This is a genomic window from Methylobacterium nodulans ORS 2060 (genome assembly GCF_000022085.1).
Lineage (GTDB): Bacteria > Pseudomonadota > Alphaproteobacteria > Rhizobiales > Beijerinckiaceae > Methylobacterium > Methylobacterium nodulans.
The window spans coordinates 244,235-266,131 of record NC_011892.1 but is presented as its reverse complement, the minus strand read 5'-3'; the positions used below and the strand labels follow the sequence as shown (position 1 = coordinate 266,131).

At 65.4% G+C, this 21,897-nt stretch carries 18 protein-coding genes and 1 pseudogene; 11 read left to right on the top strand and 8 right to left on the bottom strand.

Annotation, left to right across the window (positions count from 1 at the left end; genetic code table 11):
* The first annotated feature begins 70 nt into the window (after positions 1–70).
* The 3 genes from MNOD_RS37515 to MNOD_RS37505 all read left to right on the top strand — a co-directional run bounded on the left by MNOD_RS37515 (position 71) and on the right by MNOD_RS37505 (position 5,405).
* On the top strand, positions 71–1,183 hold the full coding sequence (locus tag MNOD_RS37515; protein WP_015934166.1) for an efflux RND transporter periplasmic adaptor subunit: 1,113 nt from the start codon (positions 71–73) through the stop codon (positions 1,181–1,183).
* Complete coding sequence (locus tag MNOD_RS37510; RefSeq protein WP_015934165.1) at positions 1,180–4,290, top strand: efflux RND transporter permease subunit; 3,111 nt, start codon at positions 1,180–1,182, stop codon at positions 4,288–4,290. Before MNOD_RS37515 ends, MNOD_RS37510 begins: the two co-directional genes overlap by 4 nt.
* Positions 4,291–4,652: 362 nt before the next feature.
* Entirely contained in the window at positions 4,653–5,405 is a 753-nt protein-coding gene (locus MNOD_RS37505; protein WP_015934164.1) for an IS6-like element ISMno36 family transposase, read from the top strand.
* Positions 5,406–5,787: 382 nt separating this feature from the next.
* On the opposite strand, the gene MNOD_RS37500 is transcribed toward MNOD_RS37505, so the two are convergent.
* A complete protein-coding gene (locus MNOD_RS37500) occupies positions 5,788–6,852 on the bottom strand; it encodes a molybdopterin-dependent oxidoreductase (RefSeq protein ID WP_157091798.1) in 1,065 nt (354 codons plus the stop codon).
* A 214-nt stretch (positions 6,853–7,066) separates the two neighbouring features.
* On the opposite strand from MNOD_RS37500, the gene MNOD_RS37495 reads away from it, so the two are divergent.
* The 6 genes and pseudogenes from MNOD_RS37495 to MNOD_RS44850 form a co-directional block, all read left to right on the top strand.
* Positions 7,067–8,614 carry an MFS transporter gene (locus MNOD_RS37495; protein WP_244424842.1) on the top strand — a complete coding sequence of 516 codons (1,548 nt, stop codon included), beginning with the start codon at positions 7,067–7,069 and terminating at the stop codon, positions 8,612–8,614.
* A gap of 143 nt (positions 8,615–8,757) precedes the next feature.
* Entirely contained in the window at positions 8,758–9,654 is an 897-nt protein-coding gene (locus tag MNOD_RS37490) for a LysR family transcriptional regulator (protein ID WP_015934161.1), read from the top strand.
* 102 nt (positions 9,655–9,756) lie between these two features.
* Positions 9,757–10,872 carry a carbon-nitrogen hydrolase family protein gene (locus tag MNOD_RS37485; protein ID WP_015934160.1) on the top strand — a complete coding sequence of 372 codons (1,116 nt, stop codon included), beginning with the start codon at positions 9,757–9,759 and terminating at the stop codon, positions 10,870–10,872.
* 108 nt (positions 10,873–10,980) lie between these two features.
* Positions 10,981–11,277 carry a DUF485 domain-containing protein gene (locus MNOD_RS37480; protein WP_015934159.1) on the top strand — a complete coding sequence of 99 codons (297 nt, stop codon included), beginning with the start codon at positions 10,981–10,983 and terminating at the stop codon, positions 11,275–11,277.
* Between the two features lie 10 nt (positions 11,278–11,287).
* Positions 11,288–12,856, top strand: a complete 1,569-nt coding sequence (locus MNOD_RS37475; RefSeq protein WP_015934158.1) for a solute symporter family protein — start codon at positions 11,288–11,290, stop codon at positions 12,854–12,856.
* A 79-nt stretch (positions 12,857–12,935) separates the two neighbouring features.
* A pseudogene (locus MNOD_RS44850) lies at positions 12,936–13,169 on the top strand (GlxA family transcriptional regulator); the annotation flags it as partial.
* Between the two features lie 50 nt (positions 13,170–13,219).
* On the opposite strand, the gene MNOD_RS37470 reads toward MNOD_RS44850, so the two are convergent.
* The 7 genes from MNOD_RS37470 to MNOD_RS37440 all read right to left on the bottom strand — a co-directional run bounded on the left by MNOD_RS37470 (position 13,220) and on the right by MNOD_RS37440 (position 19,316).
* Positions 13,220–14,191 (bottom strand): alpha/beta fold hydrolase, encoded by a 972-nt coding sequence (locus MNOD_RS37470; RefSeq protein ID WP_015934157.1) that lies wholly within the window; start codon positions 14,189–14,191, stop codon positions 13,220–13,222.
* A gap of 31 nt (positions 14,192–14,222) precedes the next feature.
* Positions 14,223–15,278, bottom strand: coding sequence for an NAD(P)H-dependent flavin oxidoreductase (locus MNOD_RS37465; RefSeq protein WP_015934156.1), 1,056 nt, complete (start codon positions 15,276–15,278; stop codon positions 14,223–14,225).
* A gap of 68 nt (positions 15,279–15,346) precedes the next feature.
* Positions 15,347–15,682 carry a hypothetical protein gene (locus MNOD_RS37460; protein ID WP_015934155.1) on the bottom strand — a complete coding sequence of 112 codons (336 nt, stop codon included), beginning with the start codon at positions 15,680–15,682 and terminating at the stop codon, positions 15,347–15,349.
* A 193-nt stretch (positions 15,683–15,875) separates the two neighbouring features.
* Positions 15,876–17,495, bottom strand: a complete 1,620-nt coding sequence (gene actP / locus MNOD_RS37455) for a cation/acetate symporter ActP (RefSeq protein WP_015934154.1) — start codon at positions 17,493–17,495, stop codon at positions 15,876–15,878.
* A gap of 5 nt (positions 17,496–17,500) precedes the next feature.
* Entirely contained in the window at positions 17,501–17,770 is a 270-nt protein-coding gene (locus tag MNOD_RS37450; protein ID WP_015934153.1) for a DUF485 domain-containing protein, read from the bottom strand.
* A 152-nt stretch (positions 17,771–17,922) separates the two neighbouring features.
* A complete protein-coding gene (locus MNOD_RS37445) occupies positions 17,923–18,312 on the bottom strand; it encodes a tautomerase family protein (protein ID WP_015934152.1) in 390 nt (129 codons plus the stop codon).
* 23 nt (positions 18,313–18,335) lie between these two features.
* Positions 18,336–19,316 (bottom strand): NAD(P)H-dependent flavin oxidoreductase, encoded by a 981-nt coding sequence (locus MNOD_RS37440; protein ID WP_015934151.1) that lies wholly within the window; start codon positions 19,314–19,316, stop codon positions 18,336–18,338.
* A gap of 122 nt (positions 19,317–19,438) precedes the next feature.
* On the opposite strand from MNOD_RS37440, the gene MNOD_RS37435 reads away from it, so the two are divergent.
* A complete protein-coding gene (locus tag MNOD_RS37435) occupies positions 19,439–20,377 on the top strand; it encodes a LysR family transcriptional regulator (protein WP_015934150.1) in 939 nt (312 codons plus the stop codon).
* A gap of 110 nt (positions 20,378–20,487) precedes the next feature.
* Positions 20,488–21,693, top strand: a complete 1,206-nt coding sequence (locus tag MNOD_RS37430) for an aminotransferase class V-fold PLP-dependent enzyme (protein WP_015934149.1) — start codon at positions 20,488–20,490, stop codon at positions 21,691–21,693.
* The last annotated feature ends 204 nt before the right edge of the window (positions 21,694–21,897 follow it).

Genomic DNA, 21,897 nt, shown 5'->3' with positions numbered 1-21,897 from the left:
ATGAGATTGCGTTCGCCATCTATATTCGGTATAGAGTGCGAACGCAATCTAATTTGGCGAGGCCACGGGCATGAGAAAGAGACCCGCTATGGTGCTGGGGAGCGTCCTGGTCGCAGGGGTGGGGGCGGTCGCTTTCGCCAGCGTTTCCCTGCGCACGCAGGAAGCCTCTGCCGTGACCGACCCGAGGCAGGATCCTCCGATCGTCAGACTGGCAACGGCAGCTGGAGTGACCGGATCCGAACGCGGCTTCACCGGCACCATAGGGGCGAGGGTGCAGAGCAATCTCGGCTTCCGCGTCCCCGGCAAGGTCGTGGAACGGCTTGTGAATGTCGGTCAGCAGGTCAAAGCCGGTCAGCCGCTGATGCGGATCGACGAAACCGACCTTCGCCTTGCGCTCACGGCGAAGCGCAACGCCGTCGCGGCGGCTCACGCATCTGTCGTGCAGTTGAAGGCGGACGAACAGCGATACGCTAGTCTGCTCACCAAAGGATGGGTCTCCCGACAGCGTTATGAGCAAGCGAAGGCCGCGTCGGATACAGCCGAGGCGCAGCTCGCCGCCGCCGAAGCCGAAGCACGGGTCGCCGAGAACGAGGCGACCTATTCCGTCCTGCTGGCGGACGCGGATGGAACGGTGGTCGAAACCCTTGGCGAGCCGGGCCAGGTCGTCTCCGCCGGCCAGGCTGTGGTCCGGCTTGCCCAGGCAGGGCCCCGCGAAGCGGTGGTTGCGCTGCCCGAAACGATCCGGCCGGCGATCGGCTCGGTGGCCGAGGCCAGCGTGTATGGGGGCGACGGACGCCGCTATACGGCACATCTCCGGCAGCTGTCGGATTCCGCCGATGCCCAGACCCGCACCTACGAGGCGCGCTACGTGCTCGATGGCGCCGCCGCCGCGGCACCGCTCGGCGCGACGGTAACCATTCGGCTTGCAAGCCAGGCGAGTCAGCCGGAAGTTCAGGTGCCGCTGGGAGCCGTGCTCGATGATGGCGAGAAGACCGGCGTTTGGCTCTTGGATCGCGCCACCTCGACGGTGACGTTTCGGCCCGTCAAGCTTGTGCGTGTGACCAGCGAAACAGCCGTGATCTCCGGACTGAGCTCTGGTGATCCGGTTGTTTCCCTCGGCGCTCATCTCCTGCGGGAGGGCGCTCGCGTCAGGACTGCTTCTCAAAGCAGGAGCAACCGATGAGCCTCAATCTTTCCGCGATCGCGGTTCGCGAACGGGCCGTCACCCTGTTCACCATCCTCTTGCTGGTGGCCGCCGGCGCCTACGCCTTCATCATGCTCGGCCGGGCGGAGGACCCGAACTTCACCATCAAGACCCTGACGGTCACGACGGCATGGCCGGGCGCGACCGCGCGCGAGATGCAGGACCTGGTCGCCGAACCGTTGGAGAAGCGGCTTCAGGAGCTCACCTGGTACGACCGGGTCGAGACGACCACGCGGCCGGGCTATGCGTATATGACGGTCACGCTGAAGGACAGCACGCCGCCGTCGGTCGTGCAGGAGGAGTTCTATCAGGCCCGCAAGAAGCTCGCGGATGAAGCCCGCAACCTGCCGTCCGGCGTCTACGGCCCCTTCGTCAACGACGAATATTCGGACGTCAGCTTCGCCCTCTACGCGCTCAAGGCCAAGGGCATGCCGATGCGTGAGCTGGTCCGGCAGGCCGAGGTGATCCGCCAGGACCTCCTGCACGTGCCCGGCGTCAAGAAGATCAACATCCTCGGCGAACGACCCGAACAGATTTTCGTCGAGTTCTCCTATGCCAAGCTGGCAACCCTCGGCGTCTCGGCGCAGGACATCGTCGCCGCGTTGCAGCGGCAGAACACCGTCACCCCGGCAGGCTCGATCGACACGCGGGGGCCGCGGGTCTTCATCCGGGTCGACGGCGCTTATGACAGCGTTCAGGCGATCGCCGACACGCCGATTGTCGCGGCGGGGCGGACGCTGAAGCTCTCCGACATCGCCGAGGTCCGCCGCGGCTATGAGGATCCTCCCACCTACCTCATCCGCCGTCAGGGCGAGCCCATCATCATGCTCGCGGCGGTCATGCAGGAGGGCTGGGATGGCCTCGCGCTCGGCAAGGCTCTGGAGGACAGGACGGCGGCCATCGCACAGACGCTGCCGCTCGGGATGACGCTCGACAAGGTGACCGACCAGGCCGTCAACATCACCTCGGCGGTCGATGAATTCATGATGAAGTTCGCGATGGCGCTCGGCGTCGTGCTGCTGGTGAGCCTCGTCAGCCTCGGCTGGCGCGTCGGCATCGTGGTGGCGGCGGCCGTCCCCCTGACGCTCGCCGTCGTCTTCCTCATCATGCTCGAGACCGGCCGGTTCTTCGACCGCATCACGCTCGGCGCCCTCATCCTGGCGCTCGGCCTTCTCGTGGACGACGCCATCATCGCCATCGAGGTGATGGTGGTGAAGATGGAAGAGGGCATGGACCGCATCAAGGCGGCGGCCTATGCGTGGAGCCACACCGCGGCGCCGATGCTCTCCGGAACGCTCGTGACGATCGCCGGCTTCCTGCCGGTGGGCTTCGCGCGCTCGACGGCCGGCGAATATGCCGGCAACATCTTCTGGGTCGTGGGGTTCGCGCTCATCGTCTCCTGGATCGTCGCGGTGGTCTTCACGCCTTATCTCGGCGTCAAGATGCTGCCCGCGATCAAGCCGATCGAGGGCGGTCATCACGCGATCTACGACACACCGAATTATCGGCGCCTGCGACGGCTCATCACCTTTGCCGTGCGCCACAAGTTCGTAACCTGCGGCATCGTCGGCATCGCCTTCGCGCTGTCCGGCGTCGGCATGGGGGCCGTCAAGCAGCAGTTCTTCCCGACATCCGACCGTCCCGAAGTGCTGGTGGAGGTTCGACTGCCGGAGGGCACCAGCATCGAGACGACGACAGCCACGGTCGAGAAGCTCGAGCACTGGCTGGACAAGCAGCCCGAGGCCAGGATCGTCACGAGCTATGTCGGTCAGGGCGCTCCGCGCTTCTTCTTCGCGATGGCGCCGGAGCTGCCCGATCCCGCCTTCGCCAAGATCGTCGTGCTGACCCCGAACGCCGAGGCGCGCGAGGCGTTGAAGCATCGGCTGCGGGAAGCGGTGGCACAGGGGCTTGCACCCGAGGCCTATATCCGCGTCACGCAGCTCGTGTTCGGCCCCTACACGCCATTCCCGGTCGAGTTCCGGGTCATGGGACCTGACCCGGCGCAACTCTACGGCATCTCCGAAAAAGCCCTCGATATCATGCGGGGCATCCCGGACGTGCGGCAGGCCAACCGCGACTGGGGCAATCGCACGCCCGTGCTTCGCTTCGTCCCGGATCAGGATCGACTGAACCTCATCGGTCTCTCGCCGACGGAAGTGGGCCAGCAGCTCCAGTTCCTCCTCACCGGCATTCCGGTCACGCAGGTCCGCGAGGACATCCGCAATGTCCCCATCGTGGCACGCAGCGCCGGCGGCGAGCGGCTGGATCCGGCGCGCCTGGCGGATTTCTCGCTGATGAGCCGGGACGGCCGCCCGATCCCGCTCGATCAGATCGGCCATTCGGAAACCCGTCTGGAAGAACCGATCCTGAAGCGCCGCGATCGCACCCCTGTTATCACGACCCGCTCGGACATCAACGAGGCGACCCAGCCTCCGGAGGTCTCCAAAGAGATCATGACGGCTCTTCAGCCGCTGATCGCCTCCCTTCCGGCCGGCTATCGCATCGAAATGGGCGGATCGATCGAGGAGGCCGGCAAGGCCAACGCCGCGCTGGGCAAGGTCTTCCCGGCCATGATCGCCGCCACGCTGATCGTCATCATGCTGCAGGTGCGATCCTTCTCGATGATGACCATGGTCATGTTGACGGCGCCGCTTGGCCTCGTTGGCGTCGTGCCGGCGCTGCTCGCCTTCAACCAGCCCTTCGGATTCAACGCCATTCTGGGCCTGATCGGACTGGCCGGCATCCTGATGCGCAACACGCTGATCCTGACCGAGCAGATCAAGGAGAACCGTGCGGCCGGCCTCGACGACTACCACGCCGTCATCGAGGCCACGGTGCAGCGCACGCGGCCCGTGATCCTGACTGCACTTGCCGCCGTGCTGGCCTTCATCCCCCTTACGCACTCCGTTTTCTGGGGATCGATGGCCTATACGCTGATCGGCGGCACGGCGGTCGGCACGGTGTTGATCCTGCTCTTCCTTCCCGCGCTCTACGCTGCGTGGTTCCGGATCAAGCCGACAGCGGATGAGAGCCATGAGACTTCGACGGAGGAACCGGAACTGCGCACAGCAATGGCTGCCGAGTAGGGCTCTGCCGTCGGGGGAGATGGGTCAAGTTCTCGCCCGCTGGCTTTGGCTGAACTTACCGCTTGACGGTTTCTGCCGCTAACTTGGGTATGGCGGTCTGTCCACTGGGAGCGCGAGAAGGGACGCGCGCGCCATGGCGCAATCGGCGGGCAGAAGGAGAGGGATTCAAACTCCGTTTAAGGGAGGGCTATGGAGTAAATACAGTTCTCATCTTCACTTGAGACGGCACTGCACTTCGTCGCCAAGCCCGTTCCCTGCCTGATCGGAAAACGTGGAAGAGGGGGTCTGTCGCAAACGCGATGACGTTCACCAGTCGTTAGGCATACCCGCCCAGCTTGCCGCCTCCACCCCGGAGCCGGCCCATGATCCTCAACGCCCTCGCCCTCACGCTGAAGCGACAGGCCCGCGGCGACTTCAAGGGCCGGCACGTCCAGGCAACCCTCATCGTCCAGGCCGTCTCCTGGTATCTACAGTACGCCCTGAGCTACCGTGACATCGAGGAGATGCTGCTGGAGCGCGGGTTGAAGGTGGACCACTCCACCATCAATCGCTGGGTGCTCGCCTATGCACCCGCCCTCGAGCGCCGGCTGCGCATGTTCCGCAAGCCGCATTGCGGGTCCGTGCGCGTCGACGAAACGGACATCAAGATCCTCGGCCAGTGGCGGTATCTCTACCGAGCCATCGACAAGCACGGCGAGCCGGTCGACTTCCTGCTCACCGCCCAGCGCGATCTGGACGCGGCCAAGCGGTTCTTCCGCAAGATGCTGCAGGATCAGCCGTTGCTCGCCCCCGACCGGATCGGCACCGATGGCGCCGGCCCGTACCCGCCGGCCATTGTTGAGAGCCGCAAGGAGGGCCTGCTGCCGCGCACGCCCATCCACCACGTCACCAAGCACCTGCAGCAGGGGATCGAGAGCGACCACTTCCGGGTCAAGCGGCCGATGCCGCGGGTGGGCGGGTTCCGCTCCTTCACCACGGCCCGGCGCACGATCCAGGGCGTCAAAGCCATGCTGTGGCTGCGCACGGGCTTCGGGTTTTCAGGCGCGTGGACCGTGCGCGAGCAGAATCAGCTGCTTGCGCATTGCTTCGGACTTCCCGTCGCGAACAAAGCATGAAAGCGGGGCCATTGAGCCCCTTCTGTGGCCTGGACCCGAGTTTGCGACAAGCCCCCGCGTCGGACAAGGCCCGGCACAATGACCAGCTGATCAGCGTCTTGTAGCGTCTCACCGACCGCCTCGAAGATTTGGAGGAAAGCGGCCGCGGGCCTCAACACGGCCAGCATCGCGGCTCCCGCCGCGAGCAGCATCATTGCTGACCGACCAAGCCCGCCCAGCCTCCGCCGCGGCGGGCTTCTCAATTGGGGGGAACGCGTCAAGCGGTCCGACCACGCCCCTCTGCGGACGCTGAGCCGACGGCCGCTTCGCGCCACGAGCCTCTTCTGCGGCCCACCACTGAGTTTGCGAGAGGCCCTCTCTGCCAGGAGGATATCGCTTTCCGTTAACGTTCCTGACTGACTTCGACGATCACGCGATGGACCTCGTTGCGTGCCCCGTCCATCGGCTGCATTCGGCCTGCTGCGTCCGTCGCACGGCATATCAACATCGTGGGACCCGCCGTGGCAAAGGCCCAAGGACAGCGCCATTCCTGCCATGCACGCCCGTTCCTTGGTCCCAGGGCTGCGCCGACCCAAGTGCGTCCAGCATCACCGCTCACCTTGACTTCAACTACCGGCGCATCTCCCCAGGCCCAGCCACGGATCTCGGCCCGCCTCGGCACGGGCGTATTAGGTGCGGGATCCACGATGATGCTCTCCGGCTCCAGTCCGTAGACCGGGCGCGTCGTGCCGTCCGGAAGCGGGTCGTTGTAATACAGGGTCGTGAATAGGCCGTCGGCCCGGCGGTCGGCGAGCGTCAGGCGCCACAGCCACTTCACCGAGTTCGTGCCGTAGAACCCTGGCACGACCAGCCGGACGGGGCCGCCATGTCGGTTCGGCAATGGATCGCCGTTCAGCCGTGTCGCAAGGAGGACATCGGCGTCCACGCGCGCGAGCGGCAGGTCCTTCCGGAAGTACGGCACGTGCGTCCCGCCAAACGTGCCGCTATCGGCGCCATCGCTCCAGAGATGCGTGGCTCCGGACTGGACGCCGGCCTCCCGCAGAATGTCGCCGAGACGAACGCCCCCCCAAACCACACAGGCTACGCGCCGCGTCGCGACCGTCGGAGCCGTCGGGCTGCCGGCACACTGATGGACGGCCTCGATCTGTGCGGGCAGGAAGCGCGCGAGATCCTCAAGACGCAGCTGGAGCGGGCGGTCGACGAGCCCGCCCACAGTCAGCTGCCAAGCCTCCGGCGCGATCCGCAGGACGCCCAGGTGGGCCAGCATGAACAGCTTGTCCGTCGCCGTCACCGCCGCCGTCATCTCGTGGGGCTGGAGCGGGATGTCGCGAATGAGCCCGTGTGCCTCATACAGGACCGGCGGGCGGCTCGCGTCCGCAGCGTCCGAGCTCGGCAGTGAGTGCGGGCCCGCCTGGGCAGATGCTCGGTCCATGATCCGCTCCTTCAAAAAACATCATAAGCTGCCTCGCGAAGAGGCAGAGCCTGGGATTTCTGCACAGACGCTTGCAGCCTTCCGGGATCGCGCCGGCTCATTTTCCACTCTACGGGTCGAGTAAGTGCAACTCCAACCGGAGAGTGTCATGGCAGCGGCCAATATTGAGAGTTACGCGGGAGCCCCGGCGGATGCTCCGGGGATGGCAAGCTCAGCCGACCGCCGCGAGATGCGCAAGGTCATCATCGGCAGCTCGCTTGGCACTGTTTTCGAGTGGTACGACTTTTTTCTCTACGGCACACTGGCCGGGTTCTTCGGCCCGTTGTTCTTCTCGCCAGCCCTTGGGGAAACCGGCGCGTTCCTGGCCAGCCTCGCGACCTACGGTGCCGGCCTCGTCCTGCGCCCCTTCGGATCGTTGTTGTTCGGCCGGATGGGCGATACGGCCGGCCGCAAGATGACCTTCCTGATCACGGTCGCCCTAATGGGCATCGCGACGGCCGGCGTCGGCCTGATCCCGACCTTCGCGCAGATTGGCATCGCCGCCCCGATCATCCTCGTCACTCTGCGCTGCCTTCAGGGATTGGCCATGGGGGGCGAGTATGGCGGTGCCGCAACCTACGTGGCCGAACACGCCGTCAAAGGGCGCAGCGGCCGGGCCACCGGTTGGATCCAGATCTGCGCCTCCGGCGGCTTCTTTCTCTCCCTCCTGGCGGTCTTCGCCTGCCGCGGCCTTGTTGGCGCCGACGAGTTCAGGGCCTGGGGATGGCGCCTGCCGTTTGTGGCCTCCGTCGCGCTGCTCGCCATTTCCATGTTCATCCGGGCCCGCCTGCACGAGAGCCCTGTCTTCAAGGCGATGAAAGCCGAGGGCAAGGCGTCCAAGGCGCCGGTGGCCGAAGCCTACGGCGTGGCCCGCTGGCGCAACCTGATGCTGCTCAGCCTGTTCGGCTGCGTCGCCGGCGTCGGGGTGGTCTGGTACGCCGGACAGTTCTACGCCCTGTTCTTCCTGCAAAAGGTGCTCAAGGTCGACTTCGACACCGCGACCGCCTGCATGGCCGTGGCGCTCGCGCTGGCGACGCCCTTCTTCGTCCTGTTCGGCGCGCTTTCCGACCGGATCGGCCGCAAGCCGATCATCATGGGCGGCATGCTACTCGCCGCGGTCACGTATTTCCCGCTGTTTGGGGCGCTCACCCACTACGCTAACCCCATCCTTGAGCGCGCGACGGCCGCCGCGCCGGTGGTTATTCGCTCGAACGACTGCCACCTGCTGCTGCTGAGCGGGCCGCAGACTGACTGCGAACGTGTGCGTGAACTGCTCAACGTCGCCGGCGTGACGCACCGGGTCGAACCCGGCGAGGGGGCAGGCGCGACCACGCAGGTCGGCACCGCCACCGTGACGGGCTATGACGCTCCGGCTCTCACGGTCGCGCTCCGGGCGGCGGGCTATCCGGCGGCCGCCGATCCGGCGCAGGTCAACACCGTCATGGTGACGGTGATCCTGTTCGTGATGGTCCTGTTCGTCTGCATCACCTACGGACCAGTGGCCATCTACCTCGTGGAGTTGTTCCCGGCCCGCATCCGATACACGGCGCTCAGCATGCCCTACCACATCGGAACAGGGTACTTTGGCGGGTTCATGCTGTACTTCGCGACGCTGATCTCCACGACAACGGGCAACATCTATGGCGGCCTCTGGTATGCGGTAGTCATCGCCGTCGCGAGCACGGCCATCGGGCTGTGGAAGCTTCCGGAGACTCTAGGACGCGACATCCGCGCCTGAACACCGTCAGCAGACAGGACGGCAAGACGGCCTCGGCCCTTCAGGTCCGGGGCCATTCTGCGCTGGAACGGCCCTCTGAGCGTTACTTCCTCCATCCAGGGGGACGGGCTAGGCTCTGATCGTGCCTGGGGTCAGAGCACCGCATGTTCGACTGGAACGACCTTACCTTCTTCCTGGAGCTCGCCCGGCACGGCCGGTTGATGCCGGCCGCGCGTCGCCTCAAGGTCGACCACACGACGGTCAGCCGTCGCATCGCCGAGTTGGAGCGCAATCTCGATTCCAGGCTGTTCCAGCGCTGCTCCGGCGGCTTCGTGCTGACCGAGGCCGGTCACAAGTTGTTCGTCATCGCCGAGGCCATCGAGCAGAAGATGCTTTCGGTCCCGGAAGCGCTCGGCTTGCAGGAGGCGGGTCAGCTGCTGGGACGTGTGCGGGTCGCCACCATGGAAGGCATCGCCGCGTTCTATTTGGCAGCCAAGTTCAGTGAATTCGCCGCGAGCATGCCCGGCGTCGTGGTCGAGCTCGTCACGGAGCGGCATCTGATCAACTTGACCAAGCGCGAGGCTGACATCTCGGTGTCCTTCGTGCCGCCTCAAGGCCCGCGCCTCCTGGTGCGGCGGGTCGGCGAGTTTCGCTTGGCCTTGTTCGCGTCCGAGCGCTACCTGGCCCGTCGCGGCCGGCCGGCGACGCGCGCCGACCTTCAGGATCACGACTTCGTCGATTACGTCGAAGACTTGGTAGCCATCGAGCCTGTGCACTGGCTGCTTGAAGTGCTAACGCCGTCGAATGTGGTCTTCCGCTCCACCAGCATGGCCGCCCAGCAGACCGCTGTCGCTTCGGGCGCCGGGATGGCCCTCCTGCCGCTCTTCTCGGCCAAGACCAACCCGGCGCTGATCCCAGTGTTGCCGAATGAAGTGGTGGTGCGCCGCGACCTCTACCTCGGCGTGCATGAGGACATCGAGTATGTCGGCCGCGTCCGTGCCGTGACCCGCTTCCTCACCAGCCTGTTCACCCAGGAGGCAGCCTACCTGAACCAATTTTGAGCATGGGTCGGCACAAACGCAGCGCCCGTTGCAGATTTCCCGTCTTCGCTGAACAGGCGATCTCTGTTGGAACAGCGGCATCCCAATCTCGGAGCCGCGCCAATGCCAGCACAGTATCCCCAGTTCAAGGCAGCCGCCTGCCACGTCGCCTCGGTCTTCCTTGACAGCACCGCCTCAGCCGAGAAGGCAGTCACCCTGATCGGCGAGGCCGCCCGGTCAGGTGCGGACCTCGTGGTCTTTCCCGAAGGCTACATGCCCGGCTTTCCCCTGTGGGCAGCCCTGCGAGCGCCAATCCACAACCATGACCTGTTCAGGCGTCTGGCGGCTCAGTCCGTCCGCCTCGACGGTCCGGAGATCGGCGCAGTGCGTGCCGCCGCTCGGCGTCACGGCGTTCTCGTCTCGCTGGGGTTCAGTGAGAGCACCGAAGCGAGCGTCGGCTGCCTGTGGAATTCGAACGTGCTGATCGGGCGTAACGGAGCGATCCTCAACCATCATCGCAAGCTCGTGCCGACCTTCTACGAGAAACTCGTCTGGGCGAATGGTGACGCGCGAGGCCTCCGCGTGACCCCCACCGAGATCGGCCGGGTCGGCATGCTGATTTGCGGCGAGAATACCAACCCCCTGGCCCGCTATGCGTTGATGGCGCAAGGTGAGCAGGTCCATATCTCGACCTACCCGCCGACCTGGCCGACCCGTCCGCCGGGCGAGCGTGCCGCCTACGACCTTGCACGGGCCATCGAGATCCGCGCCGGGGCGCACGCCTTCGAGGCCAAGGTGTTCAACATCGTATGCTCCGGGGTCCTCGACGGGGTTGCCAGGGCGATCCTCTGCGACGGTGATCCGGCCCTGGCCGACATCGTCGAACGGACGCCCGCGGGGGTGTCCATGGTCCTGGGCCCCACCGGAGTGCACGTCGCAGAGCCGCATCAGGGAGACGAGGGGATCGTCTACGCCGAGATCGACGTCGCGGCCTGCGTTGAGCCGAAGCAGTTCCATGACGTGGTCGGCTACTACAATCGCTTCGACATCTTCCATCTGAATGTCGACCGCTCGCCCCGCGAGCCGGTCAGCTTCGAGGCCGCGGCCGCTCAGCCAGCGGGGTACGCCGCAGACCGCGGCGGCACCGGCCCGGTACCCTTCGGCTCCAGTGCCGTGGCGTCCGGCCCTGACGATGAGGAGCCGGCGCTGGTCCATCCGTTTCGCCGCGTAGGCAACTGAGGCGTTCCGGGCGCAGCCAAGCCTTGCCGCAAGGCTGCACCGTTCCAGGCGATCTGAGGCCCGGCGACCTGTTCGCGAAGCCTTCACATGAGCTGACGGAGAGGTGTTATGCGTGCATCCGACAAATATGCTTATTCAGAAAGGAAGTATCAGTTCGAGAAACTATGTAATAGGCGCTCACGCGTAGCGGCTGCGTTGAGTTTCGTAATGATCCTGATGTACTTTAGTTTTATGGCGATGTTCGCCTTCTCAAAATCAACGATGGGCATAATCATAGCCCCTGGCTTATCGCTCTGCATCCTGCTTGGGGCGGGCGTCATTGTTGGTTCTTTTGCCCTTTGTTTCGGATACGTCGTCTGGGCGAACCGAGTTTACGACCCGTCTGTTCGCCGCATCATGGATTAAGGAGCGGACAATGCAGGCAGCGAACAATCCACTCGCCATAACCTTCTTTTTCGTATTCATGGCGCTGACGCTCGGCATTACGTATTGGGCCGCGCGTCGGACGCGGACGACCGAGCAGTTCTTCGCCGCCGACGGGCAAATCACCGCGTGGCAGAATGGCTGGGCGCTGGCCGGGGACTTCCTCAGCGCGGCGGCGCTGCTGGGGATTGCCGGCATCATCACGTCGAATGGCTTCGACGGACTGATCTATTCGATTGGCTTCCTGGTCGGTTGGCCCATCATCTCCTTCTTGATCGTCGAGCCGTTGCGCAACCTCGGAAAGTTTACCTTCGCCGATGTCGTTGCCTATCGCCTGCAGCAACGCCCTGTGCGTATGGCCGCCGCTATTGGGACGCTGACCGTTATCCTGCTGTATTTGATCGCCCAGATGGTCGCGACAGGCTCGCTGATCAAACTCCTCTTCGGCTTGCCCTACGTTGTCTCGGTCGTCGTGGTTGGAACGGCCATGCTCACGTACGTGATATTCGGTGGCATGCTGGCAACCACGTGGGTCCAAGTTATCAAGGCCGTGCTCCTGTCGCTCGGCGGCCTGCTCCTGGCGGTCCTGGTGCTGGCGCACTTCGATATGAACCCGCTGCATCTCTTCTCCGCTGCGGCCGACAAGTACGGTGAGCACGTCCTTCAGCCCGGCGCGAAGGCTGCCGGAAGCGGATGGGACGCGATCTCCCTCGGCGTCGGGCTGATGTTCGGAACCGCTGCGTTGCCGCACGTCCTTATGCGGGCCTTCACGGTTCCGGACGTCAAGGAGGCCCGGATGTCGATCCTGTATGCCACCGGTATCATCGGCTCGTTCCACCTCCTTGTCTTCGTGATCGGCTTCGGGGCGATGGTCCTCGTCGGGCCCGAGGCCGTGACGAAGGCCGGCGGCGGCGGCAATATGGCAGCCCCCCTCCTCGCTCTTACGGTCGGTGGCAGCGGGTTCTTCGGCTTCATCTGCGCGGTCGCCTTCGCGACGATGCTCGCGGTTGTCGCCGGGCTGACGCTCTCCGGGGTGGCCACAGTCTGCCACGATCTCTGGGTCAACGTCGTTCGCGGTGGCCATTCGCCGGAGCGCGAGCAACTCACGGTCGCGCGGATCGCAACGGTCGTCATAGCCGCCCTGGCAGTATTTCTGGGTATCGTCTTCGAGGGACAGAACGTCGCGTTCATGGCAGGGCTCGCGTTCGCCGTCGCCGCCTCCGCCAATTTCCCCGCCCTGCTGCTTTCTATCACCTGGAAGCGGTTCACGACCTCGGCTGCCGTCGCCAGCATCCTCTTCGGCACATTCTCGGCTCTCCTGCTGATCTGGCTCTCGCCTACGGTCCAGGTGGACGTGCTGGGACGAAGCCTCGCCGATGTCTCTCAGGCTTGGTGGTTCGTTCCCCTGAAGAACCCGGCCCTCATCAGCATGCCTCTTTCCTTCCTCATCGCGGTCGTTGTCTCGCTCGTGACCGACGAGGACGGTGCTGAGGGCACCTTCCATGAGATGCGGCAGCGGATCATGTTCGGTGCATCGCGGGACACATACTCGGAACGGTAACGTCCCGGCCGAGCCTCTGCGCAATGAGGACAGGGTGCCCTTCGACACCCCGTCCTTCCGTGCATGGAGCGCAGCCTTCCGTAGCTTCAGCAGGCGATACTTGGAGGAGACTGGTCTCACTCGTGTCCGAGCGGTCGAGCGGCTGAGGGTTGAAGCCGCCTGCCAGACGTTGTCAAAGGTACGTTAGCCAGTGAAGCGCATCTCGCAACGGCGCGGCTTCGGCTTCGAGGAAACCATGCGCCGCAGCTTCCTACGTTTGCTTGCCATCCCCCAGGATTACCGCGCGATTCAGGTCGTGAACCCTCAGCAGTGAAGCATCAGAATAAGGCGCGCGGGCCCTGGTCATGTCGTCGATCAGAACCCCTACCTTGCGCGCTGCATCCCGGTCGGATCCCTTGGCGACAGGTGGTGCTCAAGGAAGTCACGGGTCAAACGAGCGACCTCATCGGCCTGCTCGTCGAGCGCGAAGTGGCCAGCGTCGAGGATGCGGATTTCCGCGTCGGGAAGGTCACGCTTGTACGCCTCTGCGCCTGGGACGATGAACGACGGATCGTAACGCCCCCATATGACCAGGGTTGGCGGCTTGTGTTCACGCATCCATGCCTGCCAGGCCGGATAGGACGCCACGTTGGTCCTGTAATCATAGAACAGCGCTCCCTGGATCTCCCGGCTGCCCGGCCGCGACAGCATCGCGTACTCATCCATCCAGGTGTCAGGGCTATAGCGTTCGACGTTCGGGCTGTTGCCGAGATGGCGTTGCTTCGCTCCCTCGAGCGAGGTGAACGCATCGAGCTGCCCGGGATGGGCAGCGGGATCCCGCCAGTAGTCGGCGATTCCCTTCCACTTCACGCCTAAGCCCTCGGCATAGGCATTGGCGTTCTGCACAATAAGCGCGCGAACCTGCTCAGGGTGGGCGAGTGCGATCCGGAAGCCGACGGGGCCGCCGTAGTCCTGCATGAAAAGGACGTACTGGCCGACGCCAAGCTTCGTGAGGAGGTTGTGCGTCGTCTCTGCAAGATGATCGAAGGTGTAGCAATACTGCGAGGGCGGTGGTGCGTCGCTGTGCCCGAACCCCGGATAATCCGGGGCGATGAGGTGATAGCGGTCCGCCAATAGCGGCAGCAGTGGATCATACATTCGTGATGAGGAGGGATAGCCATGCAGGAGGACGATTGTTGGCGCGTCCTTGGGGCCGGCCTCTCGATAGAAGATGCTCACGCCATCGACCTCGGTGCGATGGTAGGTCGTCGTCACCGAGACGGAGGGAACGGCCTGCGGGCTAGTGCTGGCGATGGATGCCGCGGCCAATCCTGCGAGCAGTGTGCCTGAGGTCATGACGATCTCCTTCTTTGAAGACGAAGTGTGTTCACATCTCACGGATCAGCTGAGCGAGCAGGTCAGCGGCTGGCATCTCGCGAGCCAGTGGTGCTCCCTGCCCAGCCCACTGCGCGGCCGCCGCATCGCTCCCCTGGGCCGCTGCAGCGGCATGCAGGAGTTTCGCGGCATCGTAGGCCAGCGGATAGGCGCAGGCCGGCGGGCTGCCGGGCGTCAGGCCGTGAAGGATCAGGCGGTTCACCAGCCCGCGCGCAGGGCGGCCCGAGATCGCCGAGGTCAGACGCGTATCGTAGGCCCGCTCACTCCTGAGCGCCGCGCGGTAGGCGGCGTTGGCCGCGCTCTCCGGGCACAGGATGAAAGCCGTGCCCAGCTGGGCGCCGGCCGCGCCCAGGTCGAGCGCCGCCCGGATGCCGCGCCCCTCCATGATCCCGCCCGCGGCCAGCACAGGCCGCGTGGTCTGCCGGATCAGCAGGCTGACCAGCACGCTGGTGCTCAGCGCCGGGTCATGCGCCTCAGGATCGAACATGCCCCGGTGGCCGCCCGCTTCGATGCCCTGCGCCACGATCACGTCGATCCCGGCTGCCTCGATCTGTGCGGCTTCCTCCGGGTTCGTTGCCGTGGCCATGGTTTTGATGCCGGCATCACGGAACGCGGCGAGACGGCCCGCCTCCGGCAGACCGATGTGGAAGCTGACCACCGGCGGCCGGGTCTCCAGCAGCAGCTGGAAGGCCTCCTCATCCTCCAGGTGGCTCTTGTAGATCTCCCGGACGGTTTCCGGCACGGTCGCGCCGAACTCCGCAAACAGCGGCGCCAGATGCGCGAGCCAGGCGCTCTCGCGTGCGGTGTCGCGCGGCGCCGGAGGATGGCAGAACACGTTGACGTTGAAAGGCCTGTCGGTCCGTGCGCGAGTGGCCTCGATCATCTGCCGTGCCTGGCTGACCGTGCTGGCCCCAATACCGATCGAGCCCAGGCCGCCGGCATTGGAGACGGCTGCCGCCAGCTCCGGCGTGGAGACGCCGGCCATCGGCGCCTGCACGATCGGGTATTTCATCTCCAGCAGATCAAGAAAGTGCGCCGTCAAAGACATGATGCCCAATCCTTTCACGGATGCTGCCTGTTGTCAGTCAGTTCCTCGCTGCCGCTGACGTTTCTCCATCACATCATGGTTGGATGACCGGGGCCCACCACTGACACCTCGGTCATGCTGAACGTGCGCAGCGTCCGCGGCACAACAATAAAGCCCCACAGATCACTGCTGATGTCCACATCGAGCGTGCCGAACCCTACTGTAATCTCGGCCCAGTCGGGCGCTTGACTGCAGGCAGTCACTCTAGTTTGGACATGTTCAATCAGGCGTGGCGCGCGGACTTCGTCCGCCGGCGCCTGCGCGTAGAGAGCGATCTTGTCCTCATCCAGCGCCGCGATGATCTCGCGGATCCGCGCGTCCACCGCCGGGGCGACCGCCTGTCTGGCGAACAGCTTGTAGATCATGGGGAGCGTCCCGGGCTGCAGGCCTCGTGGCGGCGCGGACAACATCGTGAGACAGCATGTAGGCGCATCACGCCGTCATGAATAATGATTCCTGCAGATGCCCCTCATCTGAAATCATGATGCCTTTCCAGCGCAGAACACCGGCCACGGCGGAGACCGTGGCCGGCGCAGGCAGGACAGGGTCGGCGGCCGCTCACGCGGCCTGCTGCGCCTCAAAACGCGCGCGGTCGCTCGCACCCTGCGCACTGCGGTCCAGGCGCGACACCAGCCAGCAGGTGACAAGGGCCAGCGGCAGGGTGACCAGCGTCGGCGGATCCATCGCGAACACCGGCGCCGGGTTGCCCAGCACCTTCACCCAGACCGCCGGTCCGAGCAGGGTCAGGCCAAGGGCACTCAGGAGCCCGACCGTGCCACCCGCCACGGCGCCGGCCGTGGTGAGCCCCCGCCAGTACAGGGCCAGCAGCAGGACCGGGAACGTCGAGGAGCAGGCCACCGCAAAGGCGAGGCTGACCATGTAGGCGACGTTCTGCCCCTTGAAGGCAATCCCGAGCCCGATGGCGATCAGGCCGAGCACGAAGGTTGCCATGCGCGAGATCCGCACCTCGCTCCTCTCATCGAGCTGCCCGCGGCGGATCACGCCGGCATAGAGGTCGTGGCTGACCGCCGAGGCGCCGGCCAGCGTCAGCCCGGAGACCACCGCCAGGATGGTCGCGAAGGCCACCGCCGAGATGAACCCCATCATGGCGTTGCCGCCGACCGCATGGCTGAGGTGGATCGCGGCCATGTTGCCGCCCCCGCGCAGCGCGCCGGCTGCATCGATGTAGGCCGGGTCCCCGGCGGTCAGGGTCATGGCGCCGAAGCCGAGGACGAACACCAGGGCGTAGAAGTAGTTCATGAACGTCGCCGCCCAGAACACCGAGACGCGCGCTGCACGGGCATCCGGCACGGTGAAGAAGCGCATCAGGATGTGCGGCAGCCCCGCGGTCCCGAGCATCAGGGCCAGACCCAGTGACAGGGCCGAGAGCGGGTCCTTAGCTGACGCCTGCGGCGCGAGGATCGCCGCGCCCTTGGGGTGGACTGCGGTGGCCCGGGCGAGCAGGGCGCCGAAGTCGAACCCGAACGCCGCCAGCACCAGCAGCACGATCAGCGTGGCGCCGGCCAGCAGCAGCCCGGCCTTGATGATCTGCACCCAGGTGGTCGCGACCATGCCGCCGAACATCACGTAACAGATCATCAGCACGCCGACGACGAACTCGGCGTAGAGGTAATCGAGCCCGAACAGGAGCTGGATCAGCTGGCCGGCGCCGACCATCTGTGCGATCAGGTAGAAGGCGACCACGACCAGGGAGGCGCAGGCGGCGAATACCCGGACCGGTCCCTCCGCCAGGCGGGCACAGACCACGTCGGTGAAGGTGTAGCGGCCGAGCTTGCGCAGCCGCTCGGCCAGCAGGAACACCACGATCGGCATGCCAGTGGTGTAGCCGATCGCGTAGATCAGCCCGTCAAAGCCCGAGGTGAACACCAGCGCCGTGAGCCCCAGGAACGCGCCGGCCGACATCGCGTCACCGGCGATGGCGAGGCCGTTCTGAAAGCCCGTGATGCTGCCGCCAGCGGCATAAAAATCGTCCGCCGACTTGGTGCGTTGGGCCGCCTGCCAGGTGATCCAGAGGGTGAGCACGACGAAGGCGAGGAAAAGCCCGATCGCCGTCAGGTTGACGCCGGAGGTTTCTCCGGCGGCAGCCCAGGCCGGCTGGGTGGACAGGGCAGCGGTCAAGGCCAGCGCGGTGCGCGCGGTCGGCCGGTGCAGGATCATGAGGCTCACTCCCCCGCCCGGCGCGCTTCAGCGCGGTTGACCACCAGCACGTACAGGCCCGTCAGCACGACCCCGAGCACGATGACGAACAGGCCGTAGGCGAATGCCCAGGTCACCGTGCCGCCGCTCACCACCGGTTCGGCGAGCAGGGCCGGGGCGAAGGCGCCCATGGCGACGAAGCCGAAGTAAACCAGAATGAGGATGGTGGTGAGGATGGCACCCAAAGAAACGTTCTGCGCGTCAGCAGTGCGCAGGTGTATTGGCTCTGTGCGCATAGTGTAGCGTCTCCAATAATGAGAGGATCACCGCAGCAAAGGCATGGATCGTGCCAGTTGATACGCTTACAAATACGCTACTTACTTTTATAAATACCAAAAGCCGCGCAGGGTTAGTCCAGCACGGCACAATGATGCCTGGAAGGAGCTGGTCAGAGTTCGCCGGTCAGGAACTGGGCACGCCCGTGGCCGAACGACCAGTCGTCGTCGGTGTTGCTGACCATCGAGACGACCACGTCCGTGGGGGAGATCCCGCAGCGGGCCTGCAGGTTCTCACAGAGCAGCCGGTAGAAGGTTTCCTTCATCTCCCGGCTGCGCGGCCGGGTGGTCACCTGCAGCACGACCCGCTTGTCGGTCCGGGGAATGCCGAGGCCGGTGTCCTCCACGACCAGGTGCGCGGCCGGGTGCTCGTGCACGATCTGGTAGCGATCGCCGGGCGTGACCTGAAACGCCTCCAGCATGGCATCGTGGGCAGCATCGAGGAGCACTTGCAGCTCCTCGGGGCTGCGGCCTCCGACAAGATCAAAGCGAAGAACGGGCATGGGGCCTCCTGGGTTTTCAGGGGTCAGACGACAACCGCCCGCATGACGCCGGTCAGCCGCGCTTCCGTCTCCGCCGCGAGGCGCGCCACGAGCTCGCCGGCCGGCGGCAGGTCCTGGACGAGCCCGATGGCTTCGCCCACGGTCACGTTCGAGACGTCGTAGTCACCGCTCCGGTCGGCGGCCTCGACCTTCTCGCGCTCCCCGGCCGCGAGACCGCGCAGCTCGTCCTCGCGCCCGTGCCAGGTCTCGATGAACCTGTTGCGCATCAGCCGGCCGGTGTACTCGGCCGGCCAGGGCCGGTTGCGGACGATGTCATAGACGGAGGTGCGCACCGTCTCATCACCGGTGGCGGCGACCACACGGTCCTTGGCGGCCGGGTGGATCAGGGCTTCCTGTGTTGCCCAGAACCGGGTGCCGAGGAGCGCGCCGTCTGCGCCGAGCATCAGCGCCGCAGCAATGCCCCGGCCATCGGCGATGCCGCCGGCAGCCAGCACCAGCGCCTCCGGCCGCGTGCGGGCCACCAGGTCCACGACGCTCGGGACAAGGGTGATCGTGCCGCGGGTGGTCAGGCCATGGCCGCCGGCATCGGTGCCCTGGGCCACGAGCACGGACGCGCCGACGTCAAGGGCGCGCCGCGCATGGTCGAGGTTGTGAACCTGACAGATCAGCGGAACGCCGGCCGCATGAACCTTCTCGGCGAACGGCGCCGGATCGGAGAACGAAAGCATCATGGCCGCAGGCTTGCGCGCGAGCGCCAGATCCAGCAGCTCCGGGCTCTTCGCCATCGACCAGGTGATGAAGCCGCAGCCGACCCGCTGATTACCGGCCTTGGCGAACTCGGCCTCGAGGATCTCGCGGTCGCCGTAGCCGCCGCCGATGAGACCCAGTCCACCCGCGGCGCTCACCGCCGCGGCCAGGGCACCGCCCGCGGCGGGGTCCATCGGTGCCAGCACGATGGGATGTCTGATCCCGAAGAAGTCAGTCAGCCGGGTGCGCAGCGCCATGTTCCCTCCCGTGCTCGGGCAAGGTCTCAGCGCCAGCCCGTAGCTGGGATATTTCTGTAGCCGGATGAGGCCGTCTCGAATAATGATTAGTTCAGATGACCCCCATCTCGGATTGCGATGCCATGAACAGCACCGACCTGATGTTTTTCGCGGCAGTGGCCGAAGCGGGCGGGATCGGCCGGGCGGCAACCATCCTCAACACCGTGCAGTCCAACGTGACCGGGCGTATCCGGGCGCTGGAGCAGGCGCTGCACACCCCGCTGTTCTACCGGGGCACCCGCGGGGTGACCCTGACCCGGGCGGGTGAGCGGCTGTTGCCCTACGCGACACAGGTGGCGCGCCTGCTGGCCGATGCCGAGCAGGCGGTCCTCTCCGACGAAACCCCCCGCGGCCCCCTGCGCCTCGGCTCCATGGAAACCACCGCGGCCCTGCGCTTGCCCAAGCTGCTGACAGCCTATGCCAGCTGCTACCCCGAAGTGGACATCGAGCTGGAGTTGGGACCGACCGAGGCGCTGATCGCGTCTGTGCTGGAGCGGAAGATCGAAGCGGCCTTCGTCTCGGGACCGGTCAGCCAGGACGACCTGGCGACCCTCCCCGTGCTGGAGGAAGAGCTGGTGCTCGTGGCCGGAGCAAAGATCCGGAGTCATGACGACGTGATCGCCATGCTGGCGAGCAAGCGGGAAGCACGTGTGCTCGTGTTCAAGACCGGCTGCTCCTACCGCCTGCGCCTGGAGGGAATTCTCGCGGCGCATGGGCTGGTGCACGTCCGCCGGATGGAGTTCGGCACGCTGGACGGGATCATCGGCTGCGTCGAAGCCGGAATGGGCGTGTCGCTGCTCCCGCGGGTTGTCGCCGCGCCGATGCAGCGGACCGGACGCGTCTCCATCCATGCCCTCCCCGAGGACGCGGGAAGCGCGCAGACGTTGCTGGTCTACCGGAAGGACAGCCTGCTCACGGCGGCGTTCGAGAGGTTCCTGGATCACACATTCAAGGTGTTCGATCTGCTGCCCCGGGATGCTGCTCCGGCCAGCGAACACGTGCTGAGTTGCCCGACCAGCTGAGCAACCCTCACTGCAGGGCAGATCCTTCCGCCGAGGCGCCGGCCACTTCCGGGGCGCGTTCTCACACCAAAAACGGCCAAGCAGAACTCAGATATCGGGCAGCTGACACAATGACCGCATCAAGGACCGACAGTCTCGATCTCACGGCTGTGCGACGTGACACCCCGGGGGTTTTGCACCGCATTCACCTCAACAATGCCGGCGCTGCTCTGATGCCAGCCCCGGTGTTGCAGGCTGTCACGGACTATCTCGGGCGAGAGTCCGAAATCGGCGGTTACGAGGCGGCGGCTGAGCAGGCCGGTCAGCTTGATGACGTCTATAACAGCATCGCGAAGCTCGTCGGCGGCCATCGTGATGAGATCGCTGTCACTGAAAATGCGACGGTCGCCTGGCAACGCGCCTTCTACGCGATGGACTTCCAGCCGGGTGACCGCATCCTGACGACGAGCGCTGAGTTTGCCGCCAATTACATCGCGTTCCTGCAAATCGCGAAAAGGTTCGACGTCACTGTTGATGTCATTCCGAACGATGATGCCGGCGCACTGGATCCTACTGCTCTTGAAAGGATGATCGACGGCAAGGTTCGCCTCATCGCCATCACCTGGATCCCCACAAACGGTGGTCTGGTCAATCCAGCCGTCGAAGTCGGAAAAATCGCGAACGCGCACGGCATCCCTTATCTGCTCGATGCGTGCCAGGCGGTCGGCCAGATGCCTGTCGATGTTGATACCCTGGGGTGCGACATGCTGACGGCCACCGGCCGCAAGTTCCTGCGCGCCCCTCGTGGCACCGGATTTCTCTATATCCGCAAGACACTGCTTGATCGGACCGAGCCCGCGATGCTCGACCTGTTCGGCGCCAAGGTCGTTGAGCTTGGCGATTACGAACTTCGTCCCGACGCGCGCCGGTTCGAGACCTGGGAAACCAATTACTCAACCCGCCTGGGGTTGCGCGCCGCGGTCGATTACGCGCTCGCCATCGGACTTGAAGCGATTGAGGACCGATGCCGCAGGCTCGCCGACCTCCTGCGCGCTCACCTCGCGGCGATACCGGGCCTGCAGCTGCGCGATCTAGGCAGCAGGCGATCGGCCATCATCTCGTTCACGCTCGATGGTGTTGAGGCCGCGCTGGTCATGCAACAGCTCAAAGAGAAACAGATCAACGTCTCGGTTTCGCCGCCATCAAGCACACCGATTGACGCCTCGGCCCGACATCTACCCCCCGTTGTGAGAGTTTCGCCTCACTATTATAATTCCGAAGATGAAGTCGAAACGTTCGTTGCTGCGGTCAGAGCGTGCGCCCAAGACGTTACGTGAAAGATCTTCTGAGTTTCTCTGCTAACGACATCCAGGGCATCTGGATAAGAGGCCACAAAGACCGATCCTCCCGCCCGCTCCCGGCACCAACCAACCCGCCGGCACCCTGCTTGAGTGGCCCGATCCCGCTGAGCAGTGGCCGGGCCCGTCGCCGATCACCTGCACCGCCACGACGCCCCACACGCCTTCCCACCCGGATGCCCC

Coding starts and splice junctions, on each gene's coding strand:
- MNOD_RS37515 (WP_015934166.1), top strand. CDS start 71: ATGAGAAAGAGACCCGCTATGGTGCTGGGGAGCGTCCTGGTCGCAGGG.
- MNOD_RS37510 (WP_015934165.1), top strand. CDS start 1,180: ATGAGCCTCAATCTTTCCGCGATCGCGGTTCGCGAACGGGCCGTCACC.
- MNOD_RS37505 (WP_015934164.1), top strand. CDS start 4,653: ATGATCCTCAACGCCCTCGCCCTCACGCTGAAGCGACAGGCCCGCGGC.
- MNOD_RS37495 (WP_244424842.1), top strand. CDS start 7,067: ATGCGCAAGGTCATCATCGGCAGCTCGCTTGGCACTGTTTTCGAGTGG.
- MNOD_RS37490 (WP_015934161.1), top strand. CDS start 8,758: ATGTTCGACTGGAACGACCTTACCTTCTTCCTGGAGCTCGCCCGGCAC.
- MNOD_RS37485 (WP_015934160.1), top strand. CDS start 9,757: ATGCCAGCACAGTATCCCCAGTTCAAGGCAGCCGCCTGCCACGTCGCC.
- MNOD_RS37480 (WP_015934159.1), top strand. CDS start 10,981: ATGCGTGCATCCGACAAATATGCTTATTCAGAAAGGAAGTATCAGTTC.
- MNOD_RS37475 (WP_015934158.1), top strand. CDS start 11,288: ATGCAGGCAGCGAACAATCCACTCGCCATAACCTTCTTTTTCGTATTC.
- MNOD_RS37470 (WP_015934157.1), bottom strand. CDS start 14,191: ATGACCTCAGGCACACTGCTCGCAGGATTGGCCGCGGCATCCATCGCC.
- MNOD_RS37465 (WP_015934156.1), bottom strand. CDS start 15,278: ATGTCTTTGACGGCGCACTTTCTTGATCTGCTGGAGATGAAATACCCG.
- MNOD_RS37460 (WP_015934155.1), bottom strand. CDS start 15,682: ATGATCTACAAGCTGTTCGCCAGACAGGCGGTCGCCCCGGCGGTGGAC.
- actP (WP_015934154.1), bottom strand. CDS start 17,495: ATGATCCTGCACCGGCCGACCGCGCGCACCGCGCTGGCCTTGACCGCT.
- MNOD_RS37450 (WP_015934153.1), bottom strand. CDS start 17,770: ATGCGCACAGAGCCAATACACCTGCGCACTGCTGACGCGCAGAACGTT.
- MNOD_RS37445 (WP_015934152.1), bottom strand. CDS start 18,312: ATGCCCGTTCTTCGCTTTGATCTTGTCGGAGGCCGCAGCCCCGAGGAG.
- MNOD_RS37440 (WP_015934151.1), bottom strand. CDS start 19,316: ATGGCGCTGCGCACCCGGCTGACTGACTTCTTCGGGATCAGACATCCC.
- MNOD_RS37435 (WP_015934150.1), top strand. CDS start 19,439: ATGAACAGCACCGACCTGATGTTTTTCGCGGCAGTGGCCGAAGCGGGC.
- MNOD_RS37430 (WP_015934149.1), top strand. CDS start 20,488: ATGACCGCATCAAGGACCGACAGTCTCGATCTCACGGCTGTGCGACGT.